Raw genomic sequence first — 25,055 nt, 5'->3', positions numbered from 1 at the left:
GGCCTCAGTTAACCCAGACGCGCGCGTTACGGAACATACGCATCCAGGGTGCATCTTCGTTCCAGTCTTCCGAACGCCACGAGTTTTGCACCGCACGGAACACACGCTCCGGGTGCGGCATCATGATCGTCACACGGCCATCACGGCTGGTGAGACCGGTAATCCCGCGTGGCGAGCCGTTCGGGTTGGCCGGATAACGCTCGGTGACCTTGCCATGGTTGTCGACGAAACGCATCGCCACGCAACCCGACAGATCGGCTTCCAGCAGTGCTTCTTCGCTGGAGAACTCGGCGTGACCTTCGCCGTGAGCAATGGCGATCGGCATACGCGAACCGGCCATGCCCTGCAGGAAGATCGAGTTCGATTCCTGGATCTGCACCATCGCCACGCGCGCTTCGAACTGCTCGGAGCGGTTACGCACGAAGTGCGGCCAGAACTCGCTGCCCGGGATCAGCTCGTGCAGGTTGGACATCATCTGGCAACCGTTGCACACGCCGAGGGTGAAGCTGTCGTTGCGCTCGAAGAAGCCCTGGAACGCATCGCGAGCGCGGCTGTTGAACAGCGCCGACTTGGCCCAGCCCTCACCGGCGCCGAGCACGTCGCCGTAGGAGAAACCACCGCACGCTACCAGACCTTTGAACTCGTTCAGGTCGACACGGCCGGCGAGAATGTCGCTCATGTGCACATCGATCGCGTTGAAACCGGCGCGGTCGAACGCCGCCGCCATTTCCACCTGACCGTTGACGCCCTGCTCACGCAGCACGGCAACCTGTGGGCGGATGCCTTTCTTGATGTAAGGCGCGGCGATGTCCTGGTTGACGTCGTAGCTGAGTTTGACGCTCAAACCCGGATTGTCTTCTTCCAGCAGCACGTCGAATTCTTGTTCGGCGCAGTCGGCGTTGTCGCGCAGGCGCTGGATCTGGTAGCTGGTTTCAGCCCAGGTACGTTGCAGCAGACGACGCTGGCCTTCGAACACGGTGTCACCGTTGAAGGTGATGTTGATCTGGCCATTGTTGATCGGTTGACCGATCACCGACACGCAGTCGCCCAGACCGGCCGCGCTGAATTGCGCGAGGATGTCCGGCGTGGCGTCCTGACGGACCTGGATCACCGCACCCAGTTCTTCGTTGAACAGGATCGCAGCGATTTCCGCCGAGGACTCGGCAACGCTGTCGAGGTTCAGGCTCAGACCGCAATGACCGGCGAAGGCCATTTCCACCACGGAGGTCAGCAGACCACCGTCGGAACGGTCGTGGTAAGCCAGCAGGTGACCGTCAGCGTTGAGGCCCTGGATCACCGCGAAGAAAGCTTTGAGGTCTTCGGCGTCATCGACGTCCGGCGCGTGTTTGCCGAGCTTGCCGTGAACCTGCGCGAGGATCGAAGCACCCATACGGTTCTGACCGCGACCGAGGTCGATCAGGATCAGGTCGGTGGTGCCCTTGTCCATGCGCAGTTCCGGGGTCAGGGTCTGACGGATGTCAGCCACTGGCGCGAAACCGGTCACGATCAGCGACATCGGCGAGGTCACGGTTTTTTCTTCGCCGTTATCGTTCCAGCGAGTGGCCATGGACATCGAGTCCTTGCCCACCGGAATGGTGATTCCCAGCTCAGGGCACAGTTCCATACCGACCGCTTTCACGGTGTCGTACAGACGCGCGTCTTCGCCCGGGTGGCCGGCCGCCGACATCCAGTTCGCCGACAGTTTGATGTCGGAGATCTTGTTGATACGCGATGCGGCGATGTTGGTCAGGGTTTCGCCGATGGCCATGCGGCCCGACGCCGGAGCGTCCAGCAATGCCAGCGGAGTACGCTCGCCCATCGCCATCGCTTCACCGGTGTAGACGTCGAAGCTGGTGGCGGTGACGGCAACGTCGGCCACCGGAACCTGCCACGGGCCGACCATTTGGTCACGGGCCACGAGGCCGGTGATGGTACGGTCGCCGATGGTGATCAGGAAGCTCTTGCTCGCCACGGCCGGGTGATGCAGAACGCGCTCGATGGATTCGGTGATGTCGAGGTTCGACGGATCGAAGTCATCGCCCAGTTCAGCTTCACGAACCACCGAACGGTGCATGCGTGGGGCTTTGCCCAGCAACACTTCCAGTGGCATGTCCACCGGGTTGTTGCCGAAATGGCTGTCGGTCACGGTCAGTTGCGGCTCGGCGGTGGCTTCACCGACAACAGCAAACGGGCAACGCTCGCGCTCGCAGATCGCCTGGAAGCGCTCGAAGTCTTCCGGGCCGACCGCCAGAACGTAACGTTCCTGGGATTCGTTGGACCAGATTTCGTGCGGGGCCATGCCCGGCTCGTCGTTGGGAATGTTGCGCAGTTCGAAACGGCCACCGCGGTCGCCGTCGTTGACCAGTTCCGGGAAGGCGTTGGACAGACCGCCCGCACCCACGTCGTGGATGAAGCTGATCGGGTTCTTGTCACCCAGTTGCCAGCAACGGTCGATGACTTCCTGGCAGCGACGCTCCATTTCAGGGTTTTCACGCTGCACGGAAGCGAAGTCGAGATCCGCCGAGCTGGTGCCGGTGGCCATCGAGGAAGCCGCGCCGCCACCCAGACCGATGAGCATCGCCGGGCCGCCGAGGACGATCAGCTTGGAGCCGACCACGATCTCGCCTTTCTTGACGTGTTCTTCACGGATGTTGCCCATGCCGCCAGCGAGCATGATCGGCTTGTGGTAACCGCGAACTTCGTCACCGTGCGGAGTGGTGATCGATTGTTCGAAGGTACGGAAGTAGCCGGTCAGGGCCGGACGGCCGAATTCGTTGTTGAACGCGGCGCCGCCGAGCGGGCCTTCGATCATGATGTCCAGCGCGGTAACGATGCGCTCAGGCTTACCGTACGGCACTTCCCACGGCTGTTCGAAGCCCGGGATCTGCAGGTTGGATACAGTGAAACCGGTCAGGCCAGCCTTAGGCTTGGCGCCACGGCCGGTTGCACCTTCGTCACGGATCTCGCCGCCGGAACCGGTCGATGCGCCCGGGAACGGGGCGATCGCGGTCGGGTGGTTGTGGGTTTCAACCTTCATCAGGATGTGCACCGGCTCCTGCACCGCGCCGTACTGGCGGGTCTCAGGATTCGGGAAGAAACGGCCGGCAACGTTGCCGACGATCACCGAGGCGTTGTCCTTATAAGCCGACAGAACGCCTTCGCTGTGCATCACGTAGGTGTTCTTGATCATGCCGAACAGGCTTTTTTCCTGGTTCTCACCATCAATATCCCAACTGGCGTTGAAGATCTTGTGACGGCAGTGCTCGGAGTTGGCCTGGGCGAACATCATCAGTTCGATGTCGTGCGGGTTACGCTTCAAGCCGTTGAAGGCGTCGACCAGATAGTCGATTTCGTCTTCGGCCAGGGCCAGGCCCAGCTCGGTATTGGCTTTTTCCAGCGCAGCGCGACCGCCACCAAGGATGTCGATTGCAGTCAGCGGCTTCGGTTCGGCGTGGCTGAACAGACCGGCGGCCTGTTCGAGGTTGGCCAGAACGATCTGGGTCATGCGGTCATGCAATACATCGGCAATCTGCTGGGCTTCGGCTTCGCTGAACTGACCGGCGACGTAGAAGGCGATACCGCGCTCCAGACGCTGGATCTTGCTCAGACCGCAGTTGCGGGCGATATCGCTGGCCTTGCTCGACCATGGCGAGATGGTGCCGAAACGCGGCAACACCAGAAACAGACGCCCGGTCGGCTCTTGAACCGGAACACTTGGACCGTACTTCAGAAGGCGCGCTAGCACCTGCTGTTCGTCGCCGGTCAGGACGCCGGTGACTTCGGCGAAGTGAGCGAATTCAGCATACAGGCCACTGACAGCTGGAACCTTCTGGCTCAGTTGCTCAAGGAGTTTGCTGTGGCGAAAGGCAGAAAGGGCAGGAGCGCCGCGCAGGATCAACATCTTCGGGACAGCCTCGGGAAGGGGTGTGCTTTGAGGCCGTGCATTCTAGCCTAAACCGCCCTCAACATCACCCGAAACGCTACGCACGGTTGCACTCGAGTATCAATCTGTGTTTCCGACTTCAGAGTCAGGTAAATCAGCTATTCAGAGGCCGCTTATTTTTACTGTAACAAAAAGCCGTAAAGGCCCGTTTCTGCGGGGTTTCGCTTGGTTTTGTGATCGCTAGCAGACTCGTCCTGCACTGTCGAGATATGGCGCCCGTGGCCGTTTGCGTATACTGCGCAGATGTTTTTCCCAACGGCTTTGCGTCCGCGGTACGCCAAATGGCTGATCGCAACCGGACTCTTCCTGATGCTCGGTGGCTGTGTTGATAAACCCAACACACTCGAGCGCGTAAAGGAGGATGGTGTGCTGCGGGTGATTACCCGTAACAGCCCCGCCACCTACTTTCAGGATCGCAGCGGTGAAACCGGCTTCGAATACGAGCTGGTGAAGCGCTTCGCCGACGATTTGGGTGTCGAGCTGAAGATCGAGACCGCCGACAACCTCGACGACCTGTTCGACCAGATCGGCAAGCCGAACGGCCCGGTGCTGGCCGCCGCCGGTCTGGTCAGCAGCGAACAGCGCAAGAAGCAGGTGCGCTTCTCGCACTCCTATCTCGAAGTCACCCCACAGATCATTTACCGCAACGGTCAGTCACGGCCGACCGATCCCGGCGATCTGGTCGGCAAAAAGATCATGGTGCTCAAGGGCAGCACCCACGCCGAGCAATTGGCCGAGCTGAAAAAGAAATTTCCCGGCATCGAATACGAAGAGTCCGACGCGGTTGAAGTGGTCGATCTGCTGCGCATGGTCGATGAAGGCCAGATTGACCTGACCCTGGTCGACTCCAACGAAGTGGCGATGAATCAGGTGTACTTCACCAACATTCGTGTGGCCTTCGACCTCGGCGATGCGCGCAGCCAGAGCTGGGCGGTTGGCCCGGGCGAGGACAACAGCCTGCTCAACGAAATCAACGCGTATCTGGACAAGGTGCAGAAGAACGGCACCCTGCAACGCTTGAAGGATCGCTACTACGGCCACGTCGATGTCCTCGGTTACATGGGTGCCACGACCTTCGCCCAGCACTTGCAGCAGCGCCTGCCGAAGTACGAACAGCACTTCAAGAATTACGCGAAGAAAGAGAAAGTCGACTGGCGCCTTCTGGCAGCGATCGGCTATCAGGAATCGCTGTGGCAACCGACTGTTACCTCGAAAACCGGCGTGCGCGGCCTGATGATGCTCACGCAGAACACCGCACAGGCAATGGGCGTTTCCAACCGCCTCGATCCGAAGCAGAGCATCATGGGCGGCGCCAAATACCTGGCTTATATGAAGGATCAGCTCGACGATTCGATCAAGGAACCGGATCGCACCTGGTTTGCCCTGGCGGCGTACAACGTCGGCAGCGGTCATCTGGATGACGCGCGCAAACTGACGGCCAAGGAAGGGTTGAACCCGGACAAATGGCTGGATGTGAAGAAGATCCTGCCGCGCCTGTCGCAAAAGCAGTGGTACAGCAAGACACGTTACGGCTACGCCCGAGGCGGCGAGCCGGTGCATTTTGTGGCGAACATTCGTCGTTATTACGACATTTTGACTTGGGTGACGCAGCCGCAGCTTGAGGGCGATCAAGTCGCTGAGGGCAATCTGCATGTGCCTGGTATCGACAAGTCAAAACCGGCGCAAGAACCTGCCCCCCTTTAAAAGCAAGAGATCGCAGCCTTCGGCAGTTCCTACAGGGTTATGCATACACCTGTAGGAGCTGCCGAAGGCTGCGATCTTTTGATCTTAGCCCTTGAGAGCGGCCGCCAGAATCAGCGCCTTCATTTCCGATACGGCAGACTTGAAGCCGACGAACAACGCATGCGCCACCAGCGCGTGGCCGATGTTCAGCTCGTTGATGCCTTTGATCGCCGCGACGGCTTCAACGTTGTGGTAATGCAAGCCGTGACCCGCGTTAACGATCAAGCCCTGCGCCAGACCAAACGCCACACCATCGGCGACGCGTTTTAGCTCTTCAGCCACTTCAGTCGGGGTTTCGGCATCGGCATAACGCCCGGTGTGCAGTTCGATGGCCGGCGCACCGACGCGCTTCGACGCGGCAATCTGACGCTCGTCGGCATCGATGAACAACGACACTTCGCTGCCGAATTTCGACAGACGCTCGACCGCTGCCTTGATCCGCTCCTCCTGCCCCGCTACATCCAGACCGCCTTCGGTGGTCAGTTCCTGACGGGTTTCCGGTACCAGGCAGATGTGCGCCGGACGGATGCGTTCGGCGAACGCCATCATTTCTTCGGTGACGCCCATTTCGAAGTTCATGCGGGTTTGCAGCACATCCTTGAGCAGCAGTACGTCGCGTTCCTGAATGTGCCGACGGTCTTCGCGCAGGTGCACGGTGATGCCGTCGGCACCCGCCTCTTCCGCGTCCAGCGCAGCCTTGACCGGATCCGGGTAGCGCGTGCCACGGGCCTGACGCAGGGTGGCGACGTGGTCGATGTTCACGCCAAGAAGAATGCGATTGCTGGTGGTCACGAGTGCGCTCCTGAATTGAGAGATTCGGCGCACAGCATACGGGGTGATCAGGGCTTGCGAAACAGTTCGCGACTGACGAGGGGACGACCGCCCAGGTGAACGGCCAATGCCTGACGCATCAAGCGCTTGGCAGCAGAGAGAGCGCCGGGGGCGGTCCAGTCGGCTTCGGCCATGGCCAGTAGTTCAACGCCGTTGAACAGGCCGGGTTGCAGCAGGAAGACGCGCTCCAGGCCGGCATCCACTTGCAGTCGATAGAGACCGTCCTCGGCAATCGGCTCGCCGTGGATATCGGTATTCAGCGAGAAACCGTAACCGAGATCGTCCAGCAGTCGCCATTCGAACGAACGTAGCAACGGCTCCAGCGGACGGCCTTCAGCCAGTGCCAGCAAGGTCGCGGCGTAGTGATCGAATACACCCGGGTGCGGATCTTCAGCGGGCAGCAGACGGATCAGCAGCTCATTCAGATAGAGACCACTGAACAGCGCCTCGCCATTGAGCCACGCAGAGGTGCCAGAGCTTTCCATGCGCCCGACATTCTTCAGCTCGCCCTTGCCACGGAACTCGACTTCCAGCGACACGAAAGGCCGCGCCAATGTCCCGGCTTTGCCCCGCGCACTGCGCAACACCGCCCGCAGCCGACCTTGCGGCGTGAGGAAATCCACCAAGGCGCTGGTTTCGCGGTAGGCGCGACTGTGCAGGACGTAGGCAGGTTGGGCGGGAGGCGGGTTTGAGGACATGGAACTCTCATGGAAAAAGCGCGGTTTTATATTCACCCCAAAACCACTGTGGGAGCGAGCTTGCTCGCGAATTCGGTGTGACAGTCAACATCAATGCTGAATGTTACATCCTCTTCGCGAGCAAGCTCGCTCCCACAGGTTTCTTCGGTGTTGCGACAACCGCGTATTTACAGGTCGCCGTAACCCAGCGAACGCAGCGCACGCTCATCGTCGGACCAGCCGCCCTTCACCTTGACCCACAGGTTGAGCATGATCTTGGAGTCGAACAGCAGCTCCATGTCCTTGCGCGCTTCGGTGCCGATGCGTTTGATGCGCTCGCCCTTGTCGCCAATGATGATCTTCTTCTGGCCGTCACGTTCAACGAGGATCAAAGCATGAATGTGCAGGGTCTTGCCCTGCTGCTTGAACTCTTCGATTTCGACGGTGATCTGGTACGGCAGCTCGGCGCCCATCTGGCGCATGATTTTCTCGCGCACCAGTTCAGCGGCGAGGAAGCGGCTGCTGCGGTCGGTGATCTGGTCTTCCGGGAAGAAGTGATCGTTCTCCGGCAGATGATCGGCAATCACTTTTTCCAGCGCTTCGAGGTTGTGCCCGTGCTGCGCGGAAATCGGAATGATCTGCGCGTTCGGCAGTTGTTCCTGCAACCAGCTGAGGTGCGGCATCAGCTCGGCTTTATCTTCGATGCGGTCGGTCTTGTTCAGCGCGACGATCAGCGGGCCGGTCACGTACTGCACGCGCTCCAGGACCATCTGGTCTTCGTCTGTCCACTTGGTGCGGTCAACGACGAAAATCACCACATCGACGTCTTTCAACGCCGCCGAAGCGGTCTTGTTCATGTAACGGTTCAGGGCCTTTTCGCCACCCTTGTGCATGCCGGGGGTGTCGACATAGATCGCCTGCACGTCACCTTCGGTTTTGATCCCGAGCATGTTGTGGCGAGTGGTCTGCGGCTTACGCGAAGTGATCGCGAGTTTCTGGCCGAGGATGTGATTCAGCAGCGTCGACTTACCGACGTTGGGACGGCCGACGATGGCAACATAGCCACAGCGAGTTGCGTTTGTATCAGTCATTGCCATTCTCCACGCCCAGGGCAATCAGTGCTGCAGCGGCCGCTACCTGTTCGGCAATACGACGGCTCACACCCTGACCTCGGCTTTTTTCATTCAGTAAGACAACTTCGCACTCGACGAAGAAGGTTCGGCAGTGCGGCTCGCCCTGGATATCCACCACTTCATAGCGTGGCAGATCGCAACCGCGCGATTGCAGGTGTTCCTGCAGGCGGGTTTTCGGATCCTTGTTGGTGTCGACCAGCGTCAGGCCTTCGAACTCACCGGCAAGCCAGGCCAGTACGCGCTCACGCGCCATGTCCATGCCGGCATCGAGATAGATCGCACCGATCAACGCTTCGAGGGCGTCGGCCAGAATCGATTCGCGACGAAAACCACCGCTCTTCAGTTCACCGGAACCCAGTCGCAGGTAATCGCCAAGGTCAAAACCACGCGCCAGTACGGCCAGCGTCTCACCTTTTACCAGGCGTGCGCGCAAACGCGACAACTGGCCTTCGCGGGCCAGCGGGAAGCGGTCGAACAGCGCCTCGCCGGCAACGAAATTGAGGATGGCATCGCCGAGGAATTCCAGGCGTTCGTTGTTGCGCCCGGCAAAACTGCGGTGCGTTAGGGCCAGCAGCATCAGCTCCTGATCCTTGAAGGTGTAACCGAGCTGACGCTCGAGACGGCTTAGAGAAACGCTCACGGTTTACCCACGCTGAGTTCGTGGCTGGATTCCACTGCCATCGCCGGGATGCGGCGCAGGCCTGGGACAATTAACGCTGTGTTCAAAAATTAAATCCTGGCGATTGCGAAGCCGATTGTGCCGGCTCCAGAAATGCATTCGGCGCTGTGGTCAACAGCGCCGTGTGTGATTACTTGATCAGGCCAACCCGCGAGAAATTCGGCAGGTGACTGAGTTTCGGTTCCGGCCAGCTCATCCAGACCGCGAAGGCCTTGCCGACGATATTCTGGTCGGGAACCATGCCCAGCAGATCCTTGGGAATGTTCGGATCATCCCAATAGCGACTGTCGTTCGAGTTGTCGCGGTTGTCGCCCATCATGAAGTAGTGCCCGGCAGGCACTGTCCACGAGCGGTCCGGCGTGGCGCGGTAGCGGCTCATTTCCTTACGGATCAGATGCTCGGCGGCGCCCAGCTTCTCTTTGTACAGTTCGGCGCTGCCCAGTGTGCCCGGCTCGGCGCCGACCATCTGCTCGGCAATCGACTCGCCATTGACGAACAGACGCTTGTCGGCGGTGTAACGCACCGTGTCACCCGGCAGACCGACTACACGCTTGATGTAGTTGACGTTCGGATCGCTCGGATAGCGGAACACCATCACATCGCCACGCTGAGGGTCACCGACTTCGATGATTTTCTTGTCGATCACCGGCAGGCGGATCCCGTAAGAAAACTTGTTCACCAGAATGAAGTCGCCGACGTCCAGGGTCGGCTTCATCGAGCCCGACGGGATCTGGAACGGCTCCACGAGGAACGAACGCAGCACCAGCACGATGAACAACACCGGGAAGAACGACTTGCCGTATTCAACCAGCAGCGGCTCTTTGTTCAGCTTCTCGACCACCACGACATCTGGCTGGCTGACACTGCCTTGATAGGAGGCAATGGCAGCGCGCCGACGCGGTGCCAGGATCAACAGATCAAGCAACGCCAACAGGCCGCAGACGAACACGGCGATAACCAGCAACAGCGGGAAATTTAGTGACATAGGACCTAACTATCCAACCTGAGCACGGCAAGGAAGGCTTCTTGTGGAATTTCCACGTTGCCGACCTGCTTCATGCGTTTCTTACCGGCCTTTTGCTTCTCGAGCAGTTTCTTCTTACGGCTGACGTCACCACCGTAGCATTTGGCCAATACGTTCTTTCTGAGTGCCTTGACGGTTGTCCGGGCAACGATCTGACCACCAATGGCAGCTTGAATCGCCACGTCGAACATCTGACGAGGAATCAGTTCTTTCATCTTCTCGGTCAACTGGCGACCTTTGTAGTGCGAGTTGTCACGGTGCACGATCAATGCGAGGGCATCGACCTTGTCGCCGTTGATCAACACGTCCAGTTTCACCAGATTAGCCGATTGGTAACGGTCGAAATGGTAATCCAGCGAAGCATAGCCGCGACTGGTGGATTTGAGACGGTCGAAGAAGTCCAGCACCACTTCGTTCATCGGCAGGTCGTAAGTGACTTGCACCTGATTGCCGAGGAACAGCATGTCGACTTGAACGCCGCGCTTCTCGATGCACAGGGTGATAACGTTGCCCAGGTGTTCCTGCGGCACCAGAATATTGGCGCGCACGATCGGCTCGCGCATGTCTTCGATCGACGACACATCCGGTAGCTTGGATGGGTTGTCGACGTAAATCGTTTCACCGGTTTTCAGCACCAGCTCGAAAATTACCGTTGGCGCCGTGGTGATCAGGTCCAGATCGTACTCGCGCTCGAGACGCTCCTGAATGATCTCCATGTGCAGCATGCCAAGGAAGCCGCAACGGAAGCCGAAGCCCAGTGCGTCGGAGCTTTCCGGGGTGTACTGCAGCGACGAGTCGTTGAGGGTCAGCTTCTGCAGCGCTTCGCGGAAATCCTCGAAGTCGTCGGAGCTGACCGGGAACAGACCGGCGTAAACCTGTGGCTGGATGCGTTTGAAGCCGGGCAGCACTTCAACGTCCGGGGTCGAGCTCAGGGTCAGGGTGTCACCGACCGGTGCACCGTGAATGTCCTTGATGCTGGCGATGATGAAGCCCACTTCGCCGGCCTTGAGGTCAGACGTGGCGGTGTGTTTCGGGTTGAATACACCAACGCTGTCGACCAGATGGATCTTGCCGGTGGACTTGACGAGGATCTTGTCGCCCTTCTTCACGCGGCCATGACGTACACGCACCAGGGAGACAACGCCCAGGTAGTTGTCGAACCAGGAGTCGATGATCAACGCTTGCAGCGGATCTTCGATGTTGCCGGTCGGCGCAGGAATGGTGTGCACCAGACGCTCGAGCACTTCGTCGACACCCAGGCCGGTCTTGGCGCTGCAGGTGACGGCGTCGGTGGCGTCGATGCCGATGATCTTCTCGATTTCGTCTTTGACGCGATCAGGATCAGCCTGCGGCAGGTCGATCTTGTTCAGCACCGGCATGACCTCGAGGCCTTGCTCGATGGCGGTGTAGCAGTTGGCCACGGACTGGGCTTCAACGCCTTGACCGGCGTCGACCACCAGCAGTGCACCTTCACACGCGGCCAGGGAACGGCTGACTTCATAGGTGAAGTCGACGTGGCCCGGGGTGTCAATGAAGTTCAGCTGGTACTTGATGCCATCTTTGGCCGTGTAATAAAGGGTGACGCTGTGGGCCTTGATGGTGATCCCGCGTTCACGCTCCAGATCCATGGAATCCAGTACCTGGGCCTCCATTTCACGCTCGGCCAGGCCGCCGCACATCTGGATGAAGCGATCGGCCAGCGTCGACTTGCCATGGTCAATGTGGGCGATGATGGAGAAATTGCGGATATGACTCAAATCACTCACGGATCAACACTCAAAAAGGCTGCAGGCATAGCCCGCCGAAAAATAGCCGGGAATTGTACCTGATACACGGCGCAAGCGTCACGTTCGCCTGTCACCCGGATTGCATGCAAAAACGCCCCGATCTGTCGACCGAGGCGTTTTCGAGGTTTAAAGCACAGGTCAATCGCCTGTCATCAACCGGCTCTTCGCAGCAGCCAGACACCTGCCAGTGCACAGACACCGGCCGGCACCAGCACCGCGAACAGCGGCGAGAAACCGAACACCAGGCTCGACGGGCCAAGCAAATCCTGAACGATACGGAAGGTGAAGCCCACCAGCACGCCGGTAAACACGCGCTGGCCGAGGGTCACCGAGCGTAGCGGGCCGAAGATGAAGGAAATCGCCATCAGCACCAGTGCAGCGGTCACCAGCGGCTGCAACACCTTGACCCAAAATGCCAGCCAGTAACGACCGTTGCTCAGGCCTTGCTCGGACAGATAGTGGATGTAACCCCACAGACCGCTGATCGACAGCGATTCAGGGGCCATGACCACGGTGCTGAGCAGTTGCGGGCTCAACGCCACATCCCATTGCTCGCTCGGGGCATTGACGACTTCAGTGCTGCGCTCATGGAACAGCGTGGTGGCAACGTCGGTGAGCTGCCACTTGGTGCCGTCAAACTCGGCCTTCTTGGCGAAGCTTGAACTCAGCAGATGGCGCTCCTTGTCGAAGTGATAGCGAGTCACGCCATACAACAGACCGTTCGGTTGCACGGCGTTGATGTGGATGAACTCCTCACCCTGACGGTGCCACATACCGTGCTTGGCGCTTTGCGCGTCGCCGCTGCCTTGCGCCAGCGAACGGTTGGCCTGCGCCATGCTTTCGGTCGCCGGAGCAACGTATTCGCCGATCAGCACGCCAGCCAGCATCAGCACCAGCATTGGCTTCATCACCGCCCAGACGATCCGGCCGATGGACACGCCAGCGGCGCGCATGACGGTCAGCTCACTGCTGCTGGCCAGACTGCCGAGGCCGATCAGGCAACCGATCAACGCGGCCATCGGCAACATTTCATAGAGACGGCGTGGCGCAGTCAGCAGCACGAAGCTGAGGACATCAACGAGGGTGTAGGTGTCGCTGACATCACCCATCTCATCGATGAATGCGAAAAGCGTTGCCAGACCAAGGATGATTGCGAGCACGGCGATGATCGCCATGAACACGCTGCTGCCGATGTAGCGGTCGAGTTTAACCACGGGCCACCTCCAGCGCTGCGGAGCGACGGCTGGCCATCTTCAGGCGTAGCGGCTCCCAATAGAGCAGGCCAAGGCCGATGAACAAGAAGATCGCATGCACCCACCACAGACCAAGGGCCGGCGGGATCTTGCCCTTCTCGAGGGCGCCGCGCGCGGCAATCAGGATGGTCAGGTAAGCCATATAAAGAAGAATCGCCGGCAGCAGCTTGAGGAAACGCCCTTGGCGCGGATTGACTCGCGACAGCGGCACCGCCATCAGGGTCACGATAAACACCAGCAACGGCAGGGACAAACGCCATTGCAGTTCGGTTTTGGAGCGGATGTCATCGCTGCCCAGCAGAGACGAGGTCGGCATGGCGTCACGGTCGGTGACTTCTTCGCTGACGTCCGGTTTGGGCAGCAACACACCGTAGGTTTCGTAGTGAATGGCACGGTAATCGGCCTGACCCGGGCTGCCGTCGTAGCGGTAGCCGTTATCGAGGATCAGATAGCGATTGCCGTCGGGGCGCACTTCCTGGCGACCGCTTTCGGCCACCAGCACGGAAATCCCGCGATCCTTTTGATCGGCACCGAGGTTCTTCTGCGAAATGAATACGCTACCCAGATTGACGCGATCGTCGCTCAGGGTCTCGGTGTATGTCACCCGAGTGCCATCACGCAAGGCCTGGAAACGCCCCGGTTCAAGGGTATCGAATTCAGTCAGCGCGTCCTGCTTGTTCAGCAGCAACTGAAACTGGTTGGCGCCTTGCGGGGCCAGACCCAGGCTCAGCCATGCCACGACCAGTGCGACCAGGGTCGCCGGGAACAGGGTCATGCGAAACAGCTTCTGCTGGCTCATGCCGGTGGCCGACAGCACGGTCATTTCGCTTTCAAGATACAGGCGACCGTACGCCAGCAGGATCCCGAGGAACAGGCCCAGCGGCAGAATCAGTTGCAGGAACCCCGGCAGACGATAGCCCATGATCAGGAACAGCGAGCCCGGATCGAGCTGGCCGGCAGCGGCCTGAGCAAGATATTTGATGAAGCGACCGCTCATGATGATGACCAGCAGCACGGCACTCACGGCGCTGAGGGTCAGCAGGACTTCGCGGGACAGATAACGGAAGACGATCAAACCAGACACTCCAGGGTTGTCAGGCTAAGGCGGCCAAACAAGCAAACACATCGACCGGCCCGCAACGCAGAGCCGTCGAAAAAAGATGCGGCATTATCCTGTGATTGGGGGCGCCTGTCACTGCGCACACTCATCCATGTCTGTAATCCTTTGCAGATCGTACAACCTAGGGGGCGTTCTCAATAGTTTTTACACCGCGCCGGGTCTGCTGTTGTGCAGGGCAAGGCGCGAGAAGCGTGGTTTGGTCATTCCAAATAAGCTTCGAGCAACGCAGCCCTGCACAACAGCAGGCCCGGCCCTTCGGGTTGTGCCTTAAAGCCGGCCAGTCTGCGTTGCAGGCCTTGGAAAGGGAACAACCATTCCCAGCGGCCTGCGCCTTGCCTGGCTGGCTTTAAGGCGACAACGCGGTGTGAAAACTAATTGAGAACGCCCCCTAGGGTTGTCAGGCGCGGGGAGCGAGGTTCAAACTGCGGCCCTTGTCGCAGGCTTTGGCCTGCGCCTCTTCTATTTATAAGCAGGCGACTGCGGACACCGTCGAACGCCTGCGTTCTGACCATTCATTCAGGGATCCGGACATGGAACTGGTTGTAAAAAGCGTTAGCCCAGAAACGTTGAAAACCGCCACCCTGGTGGTTGCTGTCGGCGAAGGCCGCAAACTCGGTGTCGCGGCCAGACAGGTCGACGAACTGAGCGGTGGCGCGATCAGCGCCGTCCTCAAGCGTGGCGATCTGGCCGGCAAAGTCGGCCAGAGCCTGTTGCTGCACAGCCTGCCAAACCTCAAAGCCGAGCGCGTGCTGCTGGTCGGCGTGGGCAAGGATGAAGAACTGGGTGACCGCCCGTTCCGCAAAATCGTTGCCGGCATCCTCAACACCCTGAAGGGCCTGGGCGGCAGCGACGCCGTACTGGCGCTGGATGAAATCATTGTCAAAAACCGTGACAGCTACGGCAAAACCCGTCTGCTGGCGGAAACTCTGGTGGACGGCGAATACACCTTCGACCAGTTCAAGAGCCAGAAAGCCGAACCGCGCGCGCTGAAGAAAATCACCCTGCTGACCATCAAGGCCGCGCAAGCCGAAGTGCAGCGCGCCGTGAACCACGCGACCGCGATCGCCAATGGCATGGCCTTCACCCGCGACCTGGGCAACCTGCCGCCGAACATCTGCCACCCGACCTTCCTCGGCGAACAAGCCAAGAATCTGGGCAAAGAGTTCAAGGATCTGAAAGTCGAAGTCCTCGACGAGAAGAAGATCAAATCCCTCGGTATGGGCTCGTTCTACGCCGTCGGCCAGGGCAGCGAGCAACCGCCGCGCCTGATCGTCATGCAATACAACGGCGGCAAGAAATCCGAGAAGCCGTACGCCCTGGTCGGTAAAGGCATCACCTTCGACACCGGCGGCATCAGCCTGAAACCAGGCGCCGGCATGGACGAAATGAAGTACGACATGGGCGGCGCGGCCTCCGTGTTCGGTACCCTGCGTGCCGTGCTTGAACTGAAACTGCCGATCAACCTGGTGTGCATCCTCGCCTGCGCCGAGAACATGCCGAGCGGCAACGCTTCGCGCCCGGGCGACATCGTCACCACCATGAGCGGCCAGACCGTGGAAATCCTCAACACCGACGCCGAAGGCCGTCTGGTGCTGTGCGATGCGCTGACCTACTCCGAGCGTTTCAAGCCACAAGCCGTCATCGACATCGCCACCCTGACCGGCGCTTGCGTCGTTGCCTTGGGCGCCCACACTTCGGGCCTGCTGGGCAACAACGACGAACTGATCGATCAACTGCTCAGCGCCGGCAAGGCTGCAGACGACCGTGCCTGGCAGTTGCCGCTGTTCGACGAATACCAGGAACAACTGGACAGCCCGTTCGCCGACATCGCCAACATCGGTGGGCCGAAAGCCGGCACCATCACCGCTGCGTGCTTCCTGTCGCGGTTCACCAAGAATCTCAACTGGGCGCACCTGGACATCGCCGGCACCGCGTGGACCAGCGGCGGCAAGGACAAGGGCGCTACTGGTCGTCCAGTACCCCTGCTGACCCAGTACCTGCTGGATCGCGCCAAAGCCTGAACCCGCTGACGAGCGGCGTCACTTTCGGGTGACGCCGCTTGCTGCTCTGGAACCGCAATGACCAAAGTCGACTTTTATATCCTGCCCAGCGCCGATCCTTCGGCTCGCCTGGACTTTGCCTGCAAGCTCACCGAGAAAGCCTGGCGCATGGGCCATCGCATCTACCTGCATTGCAGCGACGCGGCTCAGCGCGACGATCTCGATGCGCGTCTGTGGGCATTCAAGGGCGAAACGTTCGTGCCGCATGGCCCGGCCGACAGCGAACCGGACGGCTTGATTGTGTTGGGATTGGGTGATGACTGCGGTCAGCATCAGGATTTACTGGTCAATCTCGACCTGAAAGTCCCGGCCTTCGCCAGCAAATTCGCCCGGGTGGCGGAAGTGGTGGTAGAAGATCCGACGATTCGGGCGGCCGCGCGGGAGAGTTTCCGTTTCTACCGCGAACAGGGCTATCCTCTGCAAGACCACCGTTTACAGCGACTCTGAGCATTCCAATGGACACTCCGAAACCGCAGCAAAAGCCCACTCACCTGCTGGACGATCTCGAATCGATCCGCCAGTTGCTCGGCGATGACAACCTGCAACCACCGCTGCTGACCGACACTGTCGACGATGGCGAACAGGAACAGATTCCGATGTTGTTTGACTCGGTAGGCAACGAGCCGGCCGCTGTCGAACCACCACCCGCGCCAGCCCCGACACCTGCAGCGCAACCAGCGGCGCCGGTGAACAAGGGCCCGGATGCCCTGCTCCACCTCGACAGCGAACTGCGCGCCGCCGCGCAATTGATCATGCAGGACGTGATAGACGACTTCGCGCCGCACATCGAAACTGAAATCAAACGCCGTCTCGATGCACGTATGGAACGGCTGCTCAGCCAGTACGAATAACCCGCCCCATGTAGGAGCTGCCGCAGGCTGCGATCTTTTGACCTTTGTTTTTTAAAGACAAGATCAAAAAGATCGCAGCCTTCGGCAGCTCCTACATTTAGATCTCCATCCAGCCTGCCCCGCTCGCCCTCGGCCCCATGCCCCGCTATACTCGTCGGCTTTTCCTGAATTAATGCCAATAGGGTCCCGCCGCGCATGGATAAGACCTACCAGCCGCACGCCATTGAAACTTCCTGGTACAACACCTGGGAGTCCGAGAACTACTTCGCCCCGCAAGGCGCGGGCGACTCCTACACCATCATGATCCCGCCGCCGAACGTCACCGGCAGCCTGCACATGGGTCACGGTTTCAACAACGCGATCATGGACGCCCTGATCCGTTTCCGCCGCATGCAGGGTCGCAACACCCTGTGGCAGCCGGGCACCGACCACGCCGGTATCGCCACGCAGATGCTGGTGGAGCGTCAACTCGAAGCCCAGGGCCAGAATCGCCACGATCTGGGCCGCGAAAAATTCCTCGAGAAAGTCTGGGAATGGAAGGATCAGTCCGGCGGCAACATCAGCCGTCAGATCCGCCGCCTCGGCTCGTCCGTGGACTGGAGCCGCGAGCGCTTCACCATGGACGATGGCCTCTCGGAAGCGGTTAAAGAAGCGTTCGTGCGCCTGCACGAAGACGGTCTGATCTACCGCGGCAAGCGTCTGGTCAACTGGGACACCAAGCTGCACACGGCGATTTCCGACCTCGAAGTGGAAAACCACGACGAGAAAGGTTTCCTGTGGAACCTGAAATACCCGCTGGCCGACGGCGCGAAAACCGCTGACGGCAACGACTTCCTGATCGTCGCGACCACCCGTCCGGAAACCATGCTCGGCGACTCCGCCGTTGCGGTGAACCCGAACGACGAGCGCTACCAAGCCCTGATCGGAAAATTCGTCGAGCTGCCTCTGGTTGGCCGCCGCATCCCGATCATCGCCGACGATTACTGCGATCCTGAGTTCGGCACCGGCTGCGTGAAAATCACCCCGGCCCACGATTTCAACGACTACGAAGTCGGCAAGCGCCACAACCTGCCGCTGCTGAACATCTTCGACAAGAACGCCAACGTGCTGCCAGCGGCGCAGGTGTTCAACCTCGACGGTACGCTGAACGACAGCATCGACGGCGCGATTCCGGCCGAATACGCCGGTCTTGAGCGTTTCGAAGCACGCAAGCAAATCGTTGCTGCGTTCGACGCCGCCGGCCTGTTGGTCAGTGTCAACGACCACGGCCTGAAAGTACCGAAAGGCGACCGTTCCGGCACTATCATCGAGCCGTGGCTGACTGACCAGTGGTACGTGTCGACCAAGCCGCTGGCCGAACCTGCGATTGCCGCTGTTGAAGACGGCCGTATCCAGTTCGTGCCGAAGCAGTACGAAAACATGTACTTCTCGTGGATGCGCGACATCCAGGACTGGTGCATCAGCCGTCAGCTGTGGTGGGGCCACCGGATTCCGGCCTGGTACGACGAGTCGGGCAAGGTCTACGTCGGTCGCGACGAAGCCGAAGTGCGTGCCAAGCACAACCTCGGTCCGGACGTTGCGCTGCAACAGGACAATGACGTACTCGACACCTGGTTCAGTTCAGGCCTGTGGACCTTCTCCACTCTCGGCTGGCCTGAGCAGACCGAGTTCCTGAAGAAATTTCACTCCACCGACGTACTGGTGACGGGCTTCGACATCATTTTCTTCTGGGTTGCCCGGATGATCATGCTGACCATGCACCTGATCAAGAACGAGGACGGCACCCCACAGGTTCCGTTCAAGACCGTTTATGTGCACGGTCTGGTGCGTGATGGCCAGGGCCAGAAGATGTCCAAGTCCAAGGGCAACGTCCTTGACCCGCTGGACATCATCGACGGTATCGAGCTGGAAGAACTGGTGCAGAAGCGCACCTCCGGCATGATGCAGCCGAAACTGGCGAAGAAAATCGAGAAGCAGACCCGCGACGAATTCGCCGACGGTATTGCCAGCTACGGCACCGACGCCTTGCGTTTCACTTTCTGCTCGCTGGCTTCGACCGGTCGCGACATCAAGTTCGACATGGGCCGCGTTGAAGGTTATCGCAACTTCTGCAACAAGATCTGGAACGCCGCGCGTTACGTTCTGGACAAGGGCGAAGACTGCGGCCAGAACGGCGAAGCCTACGAGCTGTCGCTGGCGGATCGCTGGATCATCTCGCAGCTGCAACGCACCGAAGCCGAAGTGACCCGTCAACTCGATCAGTTCCGTTTCGACCTCGCCGCGCAAGCACTGTACGAGTTCATCTGGAACCAGTACTGCGACTGGTACCTGGAACTGTCCAAGCCTGTGCTGTGGGACGAGAACGCTCCGGTTGAGCGTCAGCGCGGCACTCGCCGTACGCTGGTTCGCGTACTGGAAGTGGCGTTGCGTCTGGCGCATCCGTTCATGCCGTTCATCACTGAAGAAATCTGGCAGCGCATCGCGCCGCTGGCCGGCATTCAGGGCAAGACGATCATGCTGCAAGCGTGGCCAGTGGCCAACGAAGAGCGCATTGATCCGGCGGCCGAAGACGACATCGAATGGCTCAAGGAACTGATGCTCGGCACGCGCAACATCCGTGGCGAAATGAACATCGGCCCGGGCAAGCCACTGCCGATCTACCTGAAGAATGTCAGCGCTGAAGACCAGCGCCGCCTGACCGAGAACGAAGCGCTGCTGAAGAAACTGGCGCGTCTGGAATCGATCACCGTTCTGCAGGCTGGCGAAGAAGCCCCGCTGTCCGCCACCGCACTGGTTGGCGAGATGGAAGTGCTGGTGCCGATGGCCGGCCTGATCGACAAGGGTGCCGAACTGGCACGTCTGGACAAGGAAATCCTGCGTCTGCAGGGTGAAGTCCAGCGCGTTGGCGGCAAACTGTCCAACGCCGGTTTCGTCGACAAGGCCCCGGCCGAAGTCATCGAGAAGGAACGCGCCAAACTGGCCGAGGCGGAACAAGCCTTGGGCAAACTGGCCGAGCAGCATGCGCGGATTGCCAGCCTGTAACGGTAAATCGCAATAAAAAAGGGAGGCCCTGGTGGCCTCCCTTTTTTATTCCTGATCACCACAAATCCCCTGTGGGAGCGAGCCTGCTCGCGAAAGCGGTATGTCAGTCGACACATCCGCTGGATGTGAAACCGCCTTCGCGAGCAGGCTCGCTCCCACAGTTTGAACGGTGTTGCCTTGAGATGTGGGACAATACCCGCCACTTTCAGCCATACCCGAATCGACCACGCCCATGAACGCCCCCCGCACACCCAAACCTGCGCGCAAGAAGCCTGACTCCGCGACCCCGGCCAAGACCGTCGAGCCGCGTGAAAAGGCCAGCCTGCACCCGCGCAATCGCCATCAGGGTCGTTACGACTTCCCGGCGCTGATCAAGACCACGCCGGAACTGGCGAAGTTTGTGATCACCAACCCGTACGGCAAGGAAAGCATCGACTTCGCCAGCCCCGATGCGGTGCGCGTGTTCAACCGGGCGCTGCTCAAGTCGTTTTATGGCATCCAGCATTGGGACATTCCGGCGGATTACCTCTGCCCACCGGTGCCGGGCCGTGCCGATTACGTGCATTTCCTCGCCGATTTGCTGGCGAGCATGAATGACGGCAAGGTCCCGCGTGGCGCGATCGTCAACGTGCTGGACATCGGCATGGGCGCCAACTGCGTGTATCCGCTGATCGGCAACAGCGAATACCGCTGGCACTTCCTTGGCTCGGAGATCGATCCGACCGCCGTGGCTGCCGCCCGTGCCATCGTCCAGTCCAACGATCTGAGCAAGGTCATCCAGCTGCGCCAGCAGGAAAACCGCAAGCACATCCTGATCGGCTTGCTGGAACCGGGCGAGCGCTTTGACCTGACCATGTGCAATCCGCCGTTCCACGCTTCGATGGATGAAGCGACCAAGGGCAGCGAGCGCAAATGGCGTGCGCTGGGCAAGGCCGACCCGAAACGTAAACTGCCAGTGCTGAACTTCGGCGGTCAGTCGGCTGAGCTGTGGTGTGAAGGCGGTGAAGCGCGCTTCGTGACGCAATTGATCGCCGAGAGTGCGAACTTCCAGCATAAGGTGCTGTGGTTCAGCACCTTAGTGTCGAAAGCGTCAAACCTGCCGGCTATCGAAACCGCGCTGAAAAAGGCCGGCGTGCTGGAAAGCCAGGTCGTGGAGATGTCTCAAGGGCAGAAGCAGAGCCGCTTTGTGGCCTGGACCTTCCAGACCAAGTCCGAGCAGCAGATCTGGCGCCGCGAGCGCTGGGTTCGCTGATAGCTGCGCAGATGCCCCTGTAGGAGCTGCGGCACGCTGCGATCTTTTGATCTTGATCCTGTGAAGAACAAGATCAAAAGATCGCAGCCTCGTTTCACTCGACAGCTCCTACAAGGCGGTGTTATTCCTCGCCAAATCGCAGACACAAAAAAACCGTGCCCGGATCACTCCGGAGCACGGTTTTTTTATCGCTGCGTCTTACTTGTTCACAGCGTCGGTCAGGCCTTTGGCCACAACCAGCTTGATCACTTTCTTTGCAGGGATTTCGATGGCAGCGCCAGTCGAAGGGTTACGGCCAGTGCGGGCAGGACGCTCGGTCACTTTCAGCTTGCCGATACCTGGCAAGGTGATTTCGCCGCCGTTTTCCAGCTGATCGGCAACGATTTGGCCCAGTTGGTCCAGAGCGTTACGCGCGGTGGTTTTCGGCGCGTCGATAGCTTCAGCGATGTCGGCGATCAGTTGGTCTTTAGTAAGAGCCATGTAGTGTTCCTTCCCTATCAAATTCATATGGATTGCAGAGTGCAGTGTCAGCCATCGAGCCCGATCTTCTGGATCTGGCACCCTCGGCGATAACCACGACGAGTCGGGTTATAGATACCGAAATCAGGGTTTGGTTCGACCTGACAAATGCTGATTGCACGCTTAACGCAGTGACTTCGCGTAAGACCGGGCAAAACTAGCACAGAGCCGGGGAAATATCCGCCTCTAGCTACCCATTTGGTCAGCTTTATTGCGCTAAATCGGTAAAAAACTGCATAAGCGCCAGGGCACGCCCCGGTTTTGCCCTACAACCCGCGCCAAAACCAGTGGTTGCGGTACACTGGGCGCTTTTTCGGGGGAGCCCGCCCTCCTCCCTTCCAACAGCCGAGAAGCCCATGCCGATCCGTCATTGCATCGTCCACCTGATCGACAAAAAACCCGACGGCACGCCCGCAGTTCTGCACGCCCGTGACACGGAACTGGCCGAGTCTGCAGCCATCGAGAACATGCTCGCCGACCTCAACGAGAGCTACAACGCCAAACAGGGCAAAGCCTGGGGTCTGTTCCATCCGGAGTCCGGCGCGTTCCCGTTCAGCGGCTGGCTGAAGGAATACATGGAGGGCGGCAAGGACTTCACCGCGTTCAGCAAGGTCGCGGTCGAGCACTTGCAAAAGCTGATGGAAGAATCGAACCTGTCGGTCGGCGGCCATGTGCTGTTCGCCCACTATCAGCAAGGCATGACCGATTACCTGGCCATCGCCCTGCTGCACCACAGCGAAGGCGTGGCAGTGACCGATGAACTGGACGTGACCCCGTCGCGCCACCTCGACCTCGGTCAGTTGCACCTGGCGGCGCGGATCAACGTCTCAGAGTGGCAGAACAACAAGCAATCCAAGCAGTACATCTCGTTCATCAAAGGCAAGAACGGCAAAAAGGTTTCGGAGTACTTCCGCGACTTCATCGGTTGCCAGGAAGGCGTCGACGGCCCGGGCGAGACCCGCACACTGCTCAAGGCCTTCAGTGACTTCGTCGAGAGCGAAGACCTGCCGGAAGAATCCGCCCGCGAGAAAACCAAGACCCTGGTCGATTACGCCAGCAGCCAGGCCAAGCTCGGCGAACCGATGGGTCTGGAAGAACTGTCCGAGCTGATCGACGAAGAGCGCCCGAAAGCCTTTTACGATCACATCCGCAACAAGGATTACGGCCTGTCGCCGGAGATTCCGGCGGACAAACGCACCCTGAATCAATTCCGTCGATTCACCGGCCGCGCCGAAGGCCTGTCGATCAGCTTTGAAGCGCATTTGCTGGGCTCGAAGATCGAATACGACGAAGAAGCTGGCACTCTGGTAATCAAGGGCCTGCCAACCTCGCTCACCGATCAGCTGAAGCGGCGTAACTGATGCTCGGCAATGTGCTGAAGAAGGTCGCGCTGGTTCTGCTGGTGGTCGTGGTCTATCAGAACTGGGGCAAGATCGAGCGGGTGTTCAATCCGTCGCAAATGGTCTCGGAGCAGACGCGGGCCCAAGCCAACGTCGTGCTCTACGCCACCGACTGGTGCGGCTACTGCAAGCAGACCAAACGCTTTCTCGACAGCAAGGGCATTCCCTTCAAGGAGTTCGACATCGAGAAGGATGCCGAGGCGCGCAAGGCGTACGAGGCATTAGGTGGGCGCGGGATTCCGTTGATCGACGTCAACGGCACGTTGATTCGCGGATTTGACCCGGACGAGATTCTCGCCGCCCTTAAGTAAAGAAAAGATCAAAAGATCGCAGCCTGCGGCGGCTCCTACATGAGATTTGTGTAGGAGCTGCCGCAGGCTGCGATCTTTTGCTTTTAGCGGGCTTCGATGCGGAAACCAAAACGCGGGAAGTGCACATGCACCACACCGCCACGCTCGTCTTCGCGCCGAATGATCAACTCTTCGCTGCCGGCAAACAGCAACTCACCCACCACCGGATCAACCCCGTAATCCGTCGCGGCAATCGCCACTTGCTGGCCAGCCTTGAATCCATTCGGATCAATAAACTGCTCATCCGGCAATGCCGCCGGTGTCGCGTTGCGTGCAACCTCCAGCGCCTCCTCCGAGGTCATCGCACTCGCCGCGCCATGGCCAAAGCCCAGGACTCGGCCCAACCAGGCTGCAACCGCCGGATACTCATCCACCAGTAGAGCCGTGACGTGAGTCGCTTTCAGGAACCACATGGGATGCGCCAATGCAAAGTCGGCAATCGACGGGTCGCCGAACAGGAAGTCGCCTTGCTCGCGCTGCAACTGCTGCTCCAGCCGCGCCATGATGGTCGGCCACTGATGCTTGGCTTGTTCGGCAGACAAACGCGTGGCGCTGCCACCACTGAACAGACCGGCGCGGTCGGCGATAAAAGCTTTGATCGCTTCCGGCGGCAGCTTGGCGAAACGCACGGCGACCGATTCCGGCTGGAACACCAGACTCACCGCATGCTGAAACACCACCGAATCAGCCCAAGTGGCAAAACTGGCAGCGGTAAATTCCTGACCTTCGGGAAAGAACGCCGGCAAGGCCTTTTCCTGCTCCAGGCGACGGGCGATCAGCGAAGTGTCGCAATAGATGTCAGCGCCAATCTGCAGCACCGGTGTCTTGCGGTAGCCACCCGTCAGCGCGGTCAGATCCGGTTTCGGCATCACCGGCGAGATGTGCACCGAGCGCCACGACAAGCCTTTGAAGCCCAGTAGCAGACGGGCCTTCTCGGCAAATGGAGAGGTCGGGTAATGGTGGAGAATCAACTCGGACATGCTCGGCTCCGCCGCTCAGATAGTGAGCCGGCAGCTTAGCGCGCATTTGCTTAGCAGCCTACAGATCTGCCTGATGGGAACCAATCAGTCAGATTGATAAGACGCGACCAGACATTCCTTGGCGCTCTTTCTGAGTTTTTTGATCAAGCGTTCCTGGCGCAGTGCATCGCTCTTGTCGCGGCACAGTTCGGTATAAACCAGCGCCATCGCCGGGCTGGAGAGGAAGAACCGTGCGCCTTTGCCGCTTTGATGCTTGGCGAAACGACGCACCGGGTCGTCGCTGATCCCGCAGTACAACGAACCATTGGCGGCGCGAACGAGGTAGACGAACCAGGACTTGCTCACGGGTTCGGCCACATCGACAGTTTTTTCGCTAAGGCTGGTCACTTCGGGATCAAGACGTGTAGGAAA

At 59.7% G+C, this 25,055-nt stretch carries 20 protein-coding genes; 8 read left to right on the top strand and 12 right to left on the bottom strand.

What is annotated here, in order from left to right:
* Positions 1-4: 4 nt before the first annotated feature.
* Positions 5-3,901 (bottom strand): phosphoribosylformylglycinamidine synthase, encoded by a 3,897-nt coding sequence (gene purL, locus F8N44_RS09910; RefSeq protein ID WP_150650176.1) that lies wholly within the window; start codon positions 3,899-3,901, stop codon positions 5-7.
* Positions 3,902-4,186: 285 nt separating this feature from the next.
* On the opposite strand from purL, the gene mltF reads away from it, so the two are divergent.
* Complete coding sequence (mltF, locus tag F8N44_RS09905; RefSeq protein WP_081498726.1) at positions 4,187-5,647, top strand: membrane-bound lytic murein transglycosylase MltF; 1,461 nt, start codon at positions 4,187-4,189, stop codon at positions 5,645-5,647.
* A gap of 84 nt (positions 5,648-5,731) precedes the next feature.
* On the opposite strand, the gene pdxJ is transcribed toward mltF, so the two are convergent.
* The 8 genes from pdxJ to lptF all read right to left on the bottom strand — a co-directional run bounded on the left by pdxJ (position 5,732) and on the right by lptF (position 14,145).
* Positions 5,732-6,478 carry a pyridoxine 5'-phosphate synthase gene (gene pdxJ, locus F8N44_RS09900; protein WP_150650175.1) on the bottom strand — a complete coding sequence of 249 codons (747 nt, stop codon included), beginning with the start codon at positions 6,476-6,478 and terminating at the stop codon, positions 5,732-5,734.
* A gap of 47 nt (positions 6,479-6,525) precedes the next feature.
* Entirely contained in the window at positions 6,526-7,215 is a 690-nt protein-coding gene (gene recO, locus F8N44_RS09895) for a DNA repair protein RecO (protein ID WP_150650174.1), read from the bottom strand.
* Positions 7,216-7,382: 167 nt separating this feature from the next.
* On the bottom strand, positions 7,383-8,285 hold the full coding sequence (era, locus tag F8N44_RS09885) for a GTPase Era (protein ID WP_016771562.1): 903 nt from the start codon (positions 8,283-8,285) through the stop codon (positions 7,383-7,385).
* The gene (gene rnc / locus F8N44_RS09880) at positions 8,278-8,967 is read right to left on the bottom strand and encodes a ribonuclease III (protein WP_016986099.1); all 690 of its coding nucleotides are present in this window, start codon (positions 8,965-8,967) and stop codon (positions 8,278-8,280) included. The genes era and rnc overlap by 8 nt, the downstream gene beginning before the upstream one ends.
* A gap of 169 nt (positions 8,968-9,136) precedes the next feature.
* A complete protein-coding gene (gene lepB / locus F8N44_RS09875) occupies positions 9,137-9,991 on the bottom strand; it encodes a signal peptidase I (RefSeq protein ID WP_038357688.1) in 855 nt (284 codons plus the stop codon).
* A 5-nt stretch (positions 9,992-9,996) separates the two neighbouring features.
* Positions 9,997-11,796, bottom strand: coding sequence for a translation elongation factor 4 (lepA, locus tag F8N44_RS09870; protein WP_038357686.1), 1,800 nt, complete (start codon positions 11,794-11,796; stop codon positions 9,997-9,999).
* Positions 11,797-11,969: 173 nt separating this feature from the next.
* A complete protein-coding gene (lptG, locus tag F8N44_RS09865) occupies positions 11,970-13,031 on the bottom strand; it encodes an LPS export ABC transporter permease LptG (protein WP_141128896.1) in 1,062 nt (353 codons plus the stop codon).
* On the bottom strand, positions 13,024-14,145 hold the full coding sequence (gene lptF / locus F8N44_RS09860) for an LPS export ABC transporter permease LptF (protein WP_150650173.1): 1,122 nt from the start codon (positions 14,143-14,145) through the stop codon (positions 13,024-13,026). Before lptF ends, lptG begins: the two co-directional genes overlap by 8 nt.
* 575 nt (positions 14,146-14,720) lie before the next feature.
* Here lptF and F8N44_RS09855 point away from each other — a divergent pair.
* The 5 genes from F8N44_RS09855 (at position 14,721) to rlmF (ending at position 21,395) form a co-directional block, all read left to right on the top strand.
* Complete coding sequence (locus F8N44_RS09855) at positions 14,721-16,211, top strand: leucyl aminopeptidase (protein ID WP_150650172.1); 1,491 nt, start codon at positions 14,721-14,723, stop codon at positions 16,209-16,211.
* Between the two features lie 57 nt (positions 16,212-16,268).
* A complete protein-coding gene (locus tag F8N44_RS09850; RefSeq protein WP_007909049.1) occupies positions 16,269-16,697 on the top strand; it encodes a DNA polymerase III subunit chi in 429 nt (142 codons plus the stop codon).
* An 8-nt stretch (positions 16,698-16,705) separates the two neighbouring features.
* A complete protein-coding gene (locus tag F8N44_RS09845) occupies positions 16,706-17,101 on the top strand; it encodes a DNA polymerase III subunit chi (RefSeq protein WP_150650171.1) in 396 nt (131 codons plus the stop codon).
* A 195-nt stretch (positions 17,102-17,296) separates the two neighbouring features.
* Positions 17,297-20,143 carry a valine--tRNA ligase gene (locus F8N44_RS09840; protein WP_123595006.1) on the top strand — a complete coding sequence of 949 codons (2,847 nt, stop codon included), beginning with the start codon at positions 17,297-17,299 and terminating at the stop codon, positions 20,141-20,143.
* 232 nt (positions 20,144-20,375) lie between these two features.
* Positions 20,376-21,395, top strand: a complete 1,020-nt coding sequence (gene rlmF / locus F8N44_RS09835) for a 23S rRNA (adenine(1618)-N(6))-methyltransferase RlmF (RefSeq protein ID WP_150650170.1) — start codon at positions 20,376-20,378, stop codon at positions 21,393-21,395.
* Between the two features lie 198 nt (positions 21,396-21,593).
* Here rlmF and F8N44_RS09830 read toward each other — a convergent pair whose 3' ends face one another.
* Positions 21,594-21,875 (bottom strand): HU family DNA-binding protein, encoded by a 282-nt coding sequence (locus F8N44_RS09830; protein WP_003221909.1) that lies wholly within the window; start codon positions 21,873-21,875, stop codon positions 21,594-21,596.
* 395 nt (positions 21,876-22,270) lie between these two features.
* Between F8N44_RS09830 and yejK the strand changes: the two genes are divergently transcribed.
* Complete coding sequence (gene yejK / locus F8N44_RS09825) at positions 22,271-23,275, top strand: nucleoid-associated protein YejK (protein WP_007909053.1); 1,005 nt, start codon at positions 22,271-22,273, stop codon at positions 23,273-23,275.
* Positions 23,275-23,625, top strand: coding sequence for a glutaredoxin family protein (locus F8N44_RS09820; RefSeq protein ID WP_128614614.1), 351 nt, complete (start codon positions 23,275-23,277; stop codon positions 23,623-23,625). Before yejK ends, F8N44_RS09820 begins: the two co-directional genes overlap by 1 nt.
* Before the next feature lie 83 nt (positions 23,626-23,708).
* On the opposite strand, the gene F8N44_RS09815 is transcribed toward F8N44_RS09820, so the two are convergent.
* Both F8N44_RS09815 and F8N44_RS09810 read right to left on the bottom strand, forming a co-directional pair.
* Positions 23,709-24,644 (bottom strand): glutathione S-transferase family protein, encoded by a 936-nt coding sequence (locus tag F8N44_RS09815; protein WP_150650169.1) that lies wholly within the window; start codon positions 24,642-24,644, stop codon positions 23,709-23,711.
* Positions 24,645-24,728: 84 nt separating this feature from the next.
* Positions 24,729-25,031: a GIY-YIG nuclease family protein gene (locus F8N44_RS09810; protein WP_064364404.1), complete on the bottom strand. Its 303-nt coding sequence runs from the start codon at positions 25,029-25,031 to the stop codon at positions 24,729-24,731.
* Between the last annotated feature and the right edge of the window lie 24 nt (positions 25,032-25,055).

It is taken from the genome of Pseudomonas fluorescens (assembly GCF_902497745.1).
Lineage (GTDB): Bacteria > Pseudomonadota > Gammaproteobacteria > Pseudomonadales > Pseudomonadaceae > Aquipseudomonas > Aquipseudomonas fluorescens_BM.
This window is presented reverse-complemented; position numbering and strand designations above follow the sequence as displayed.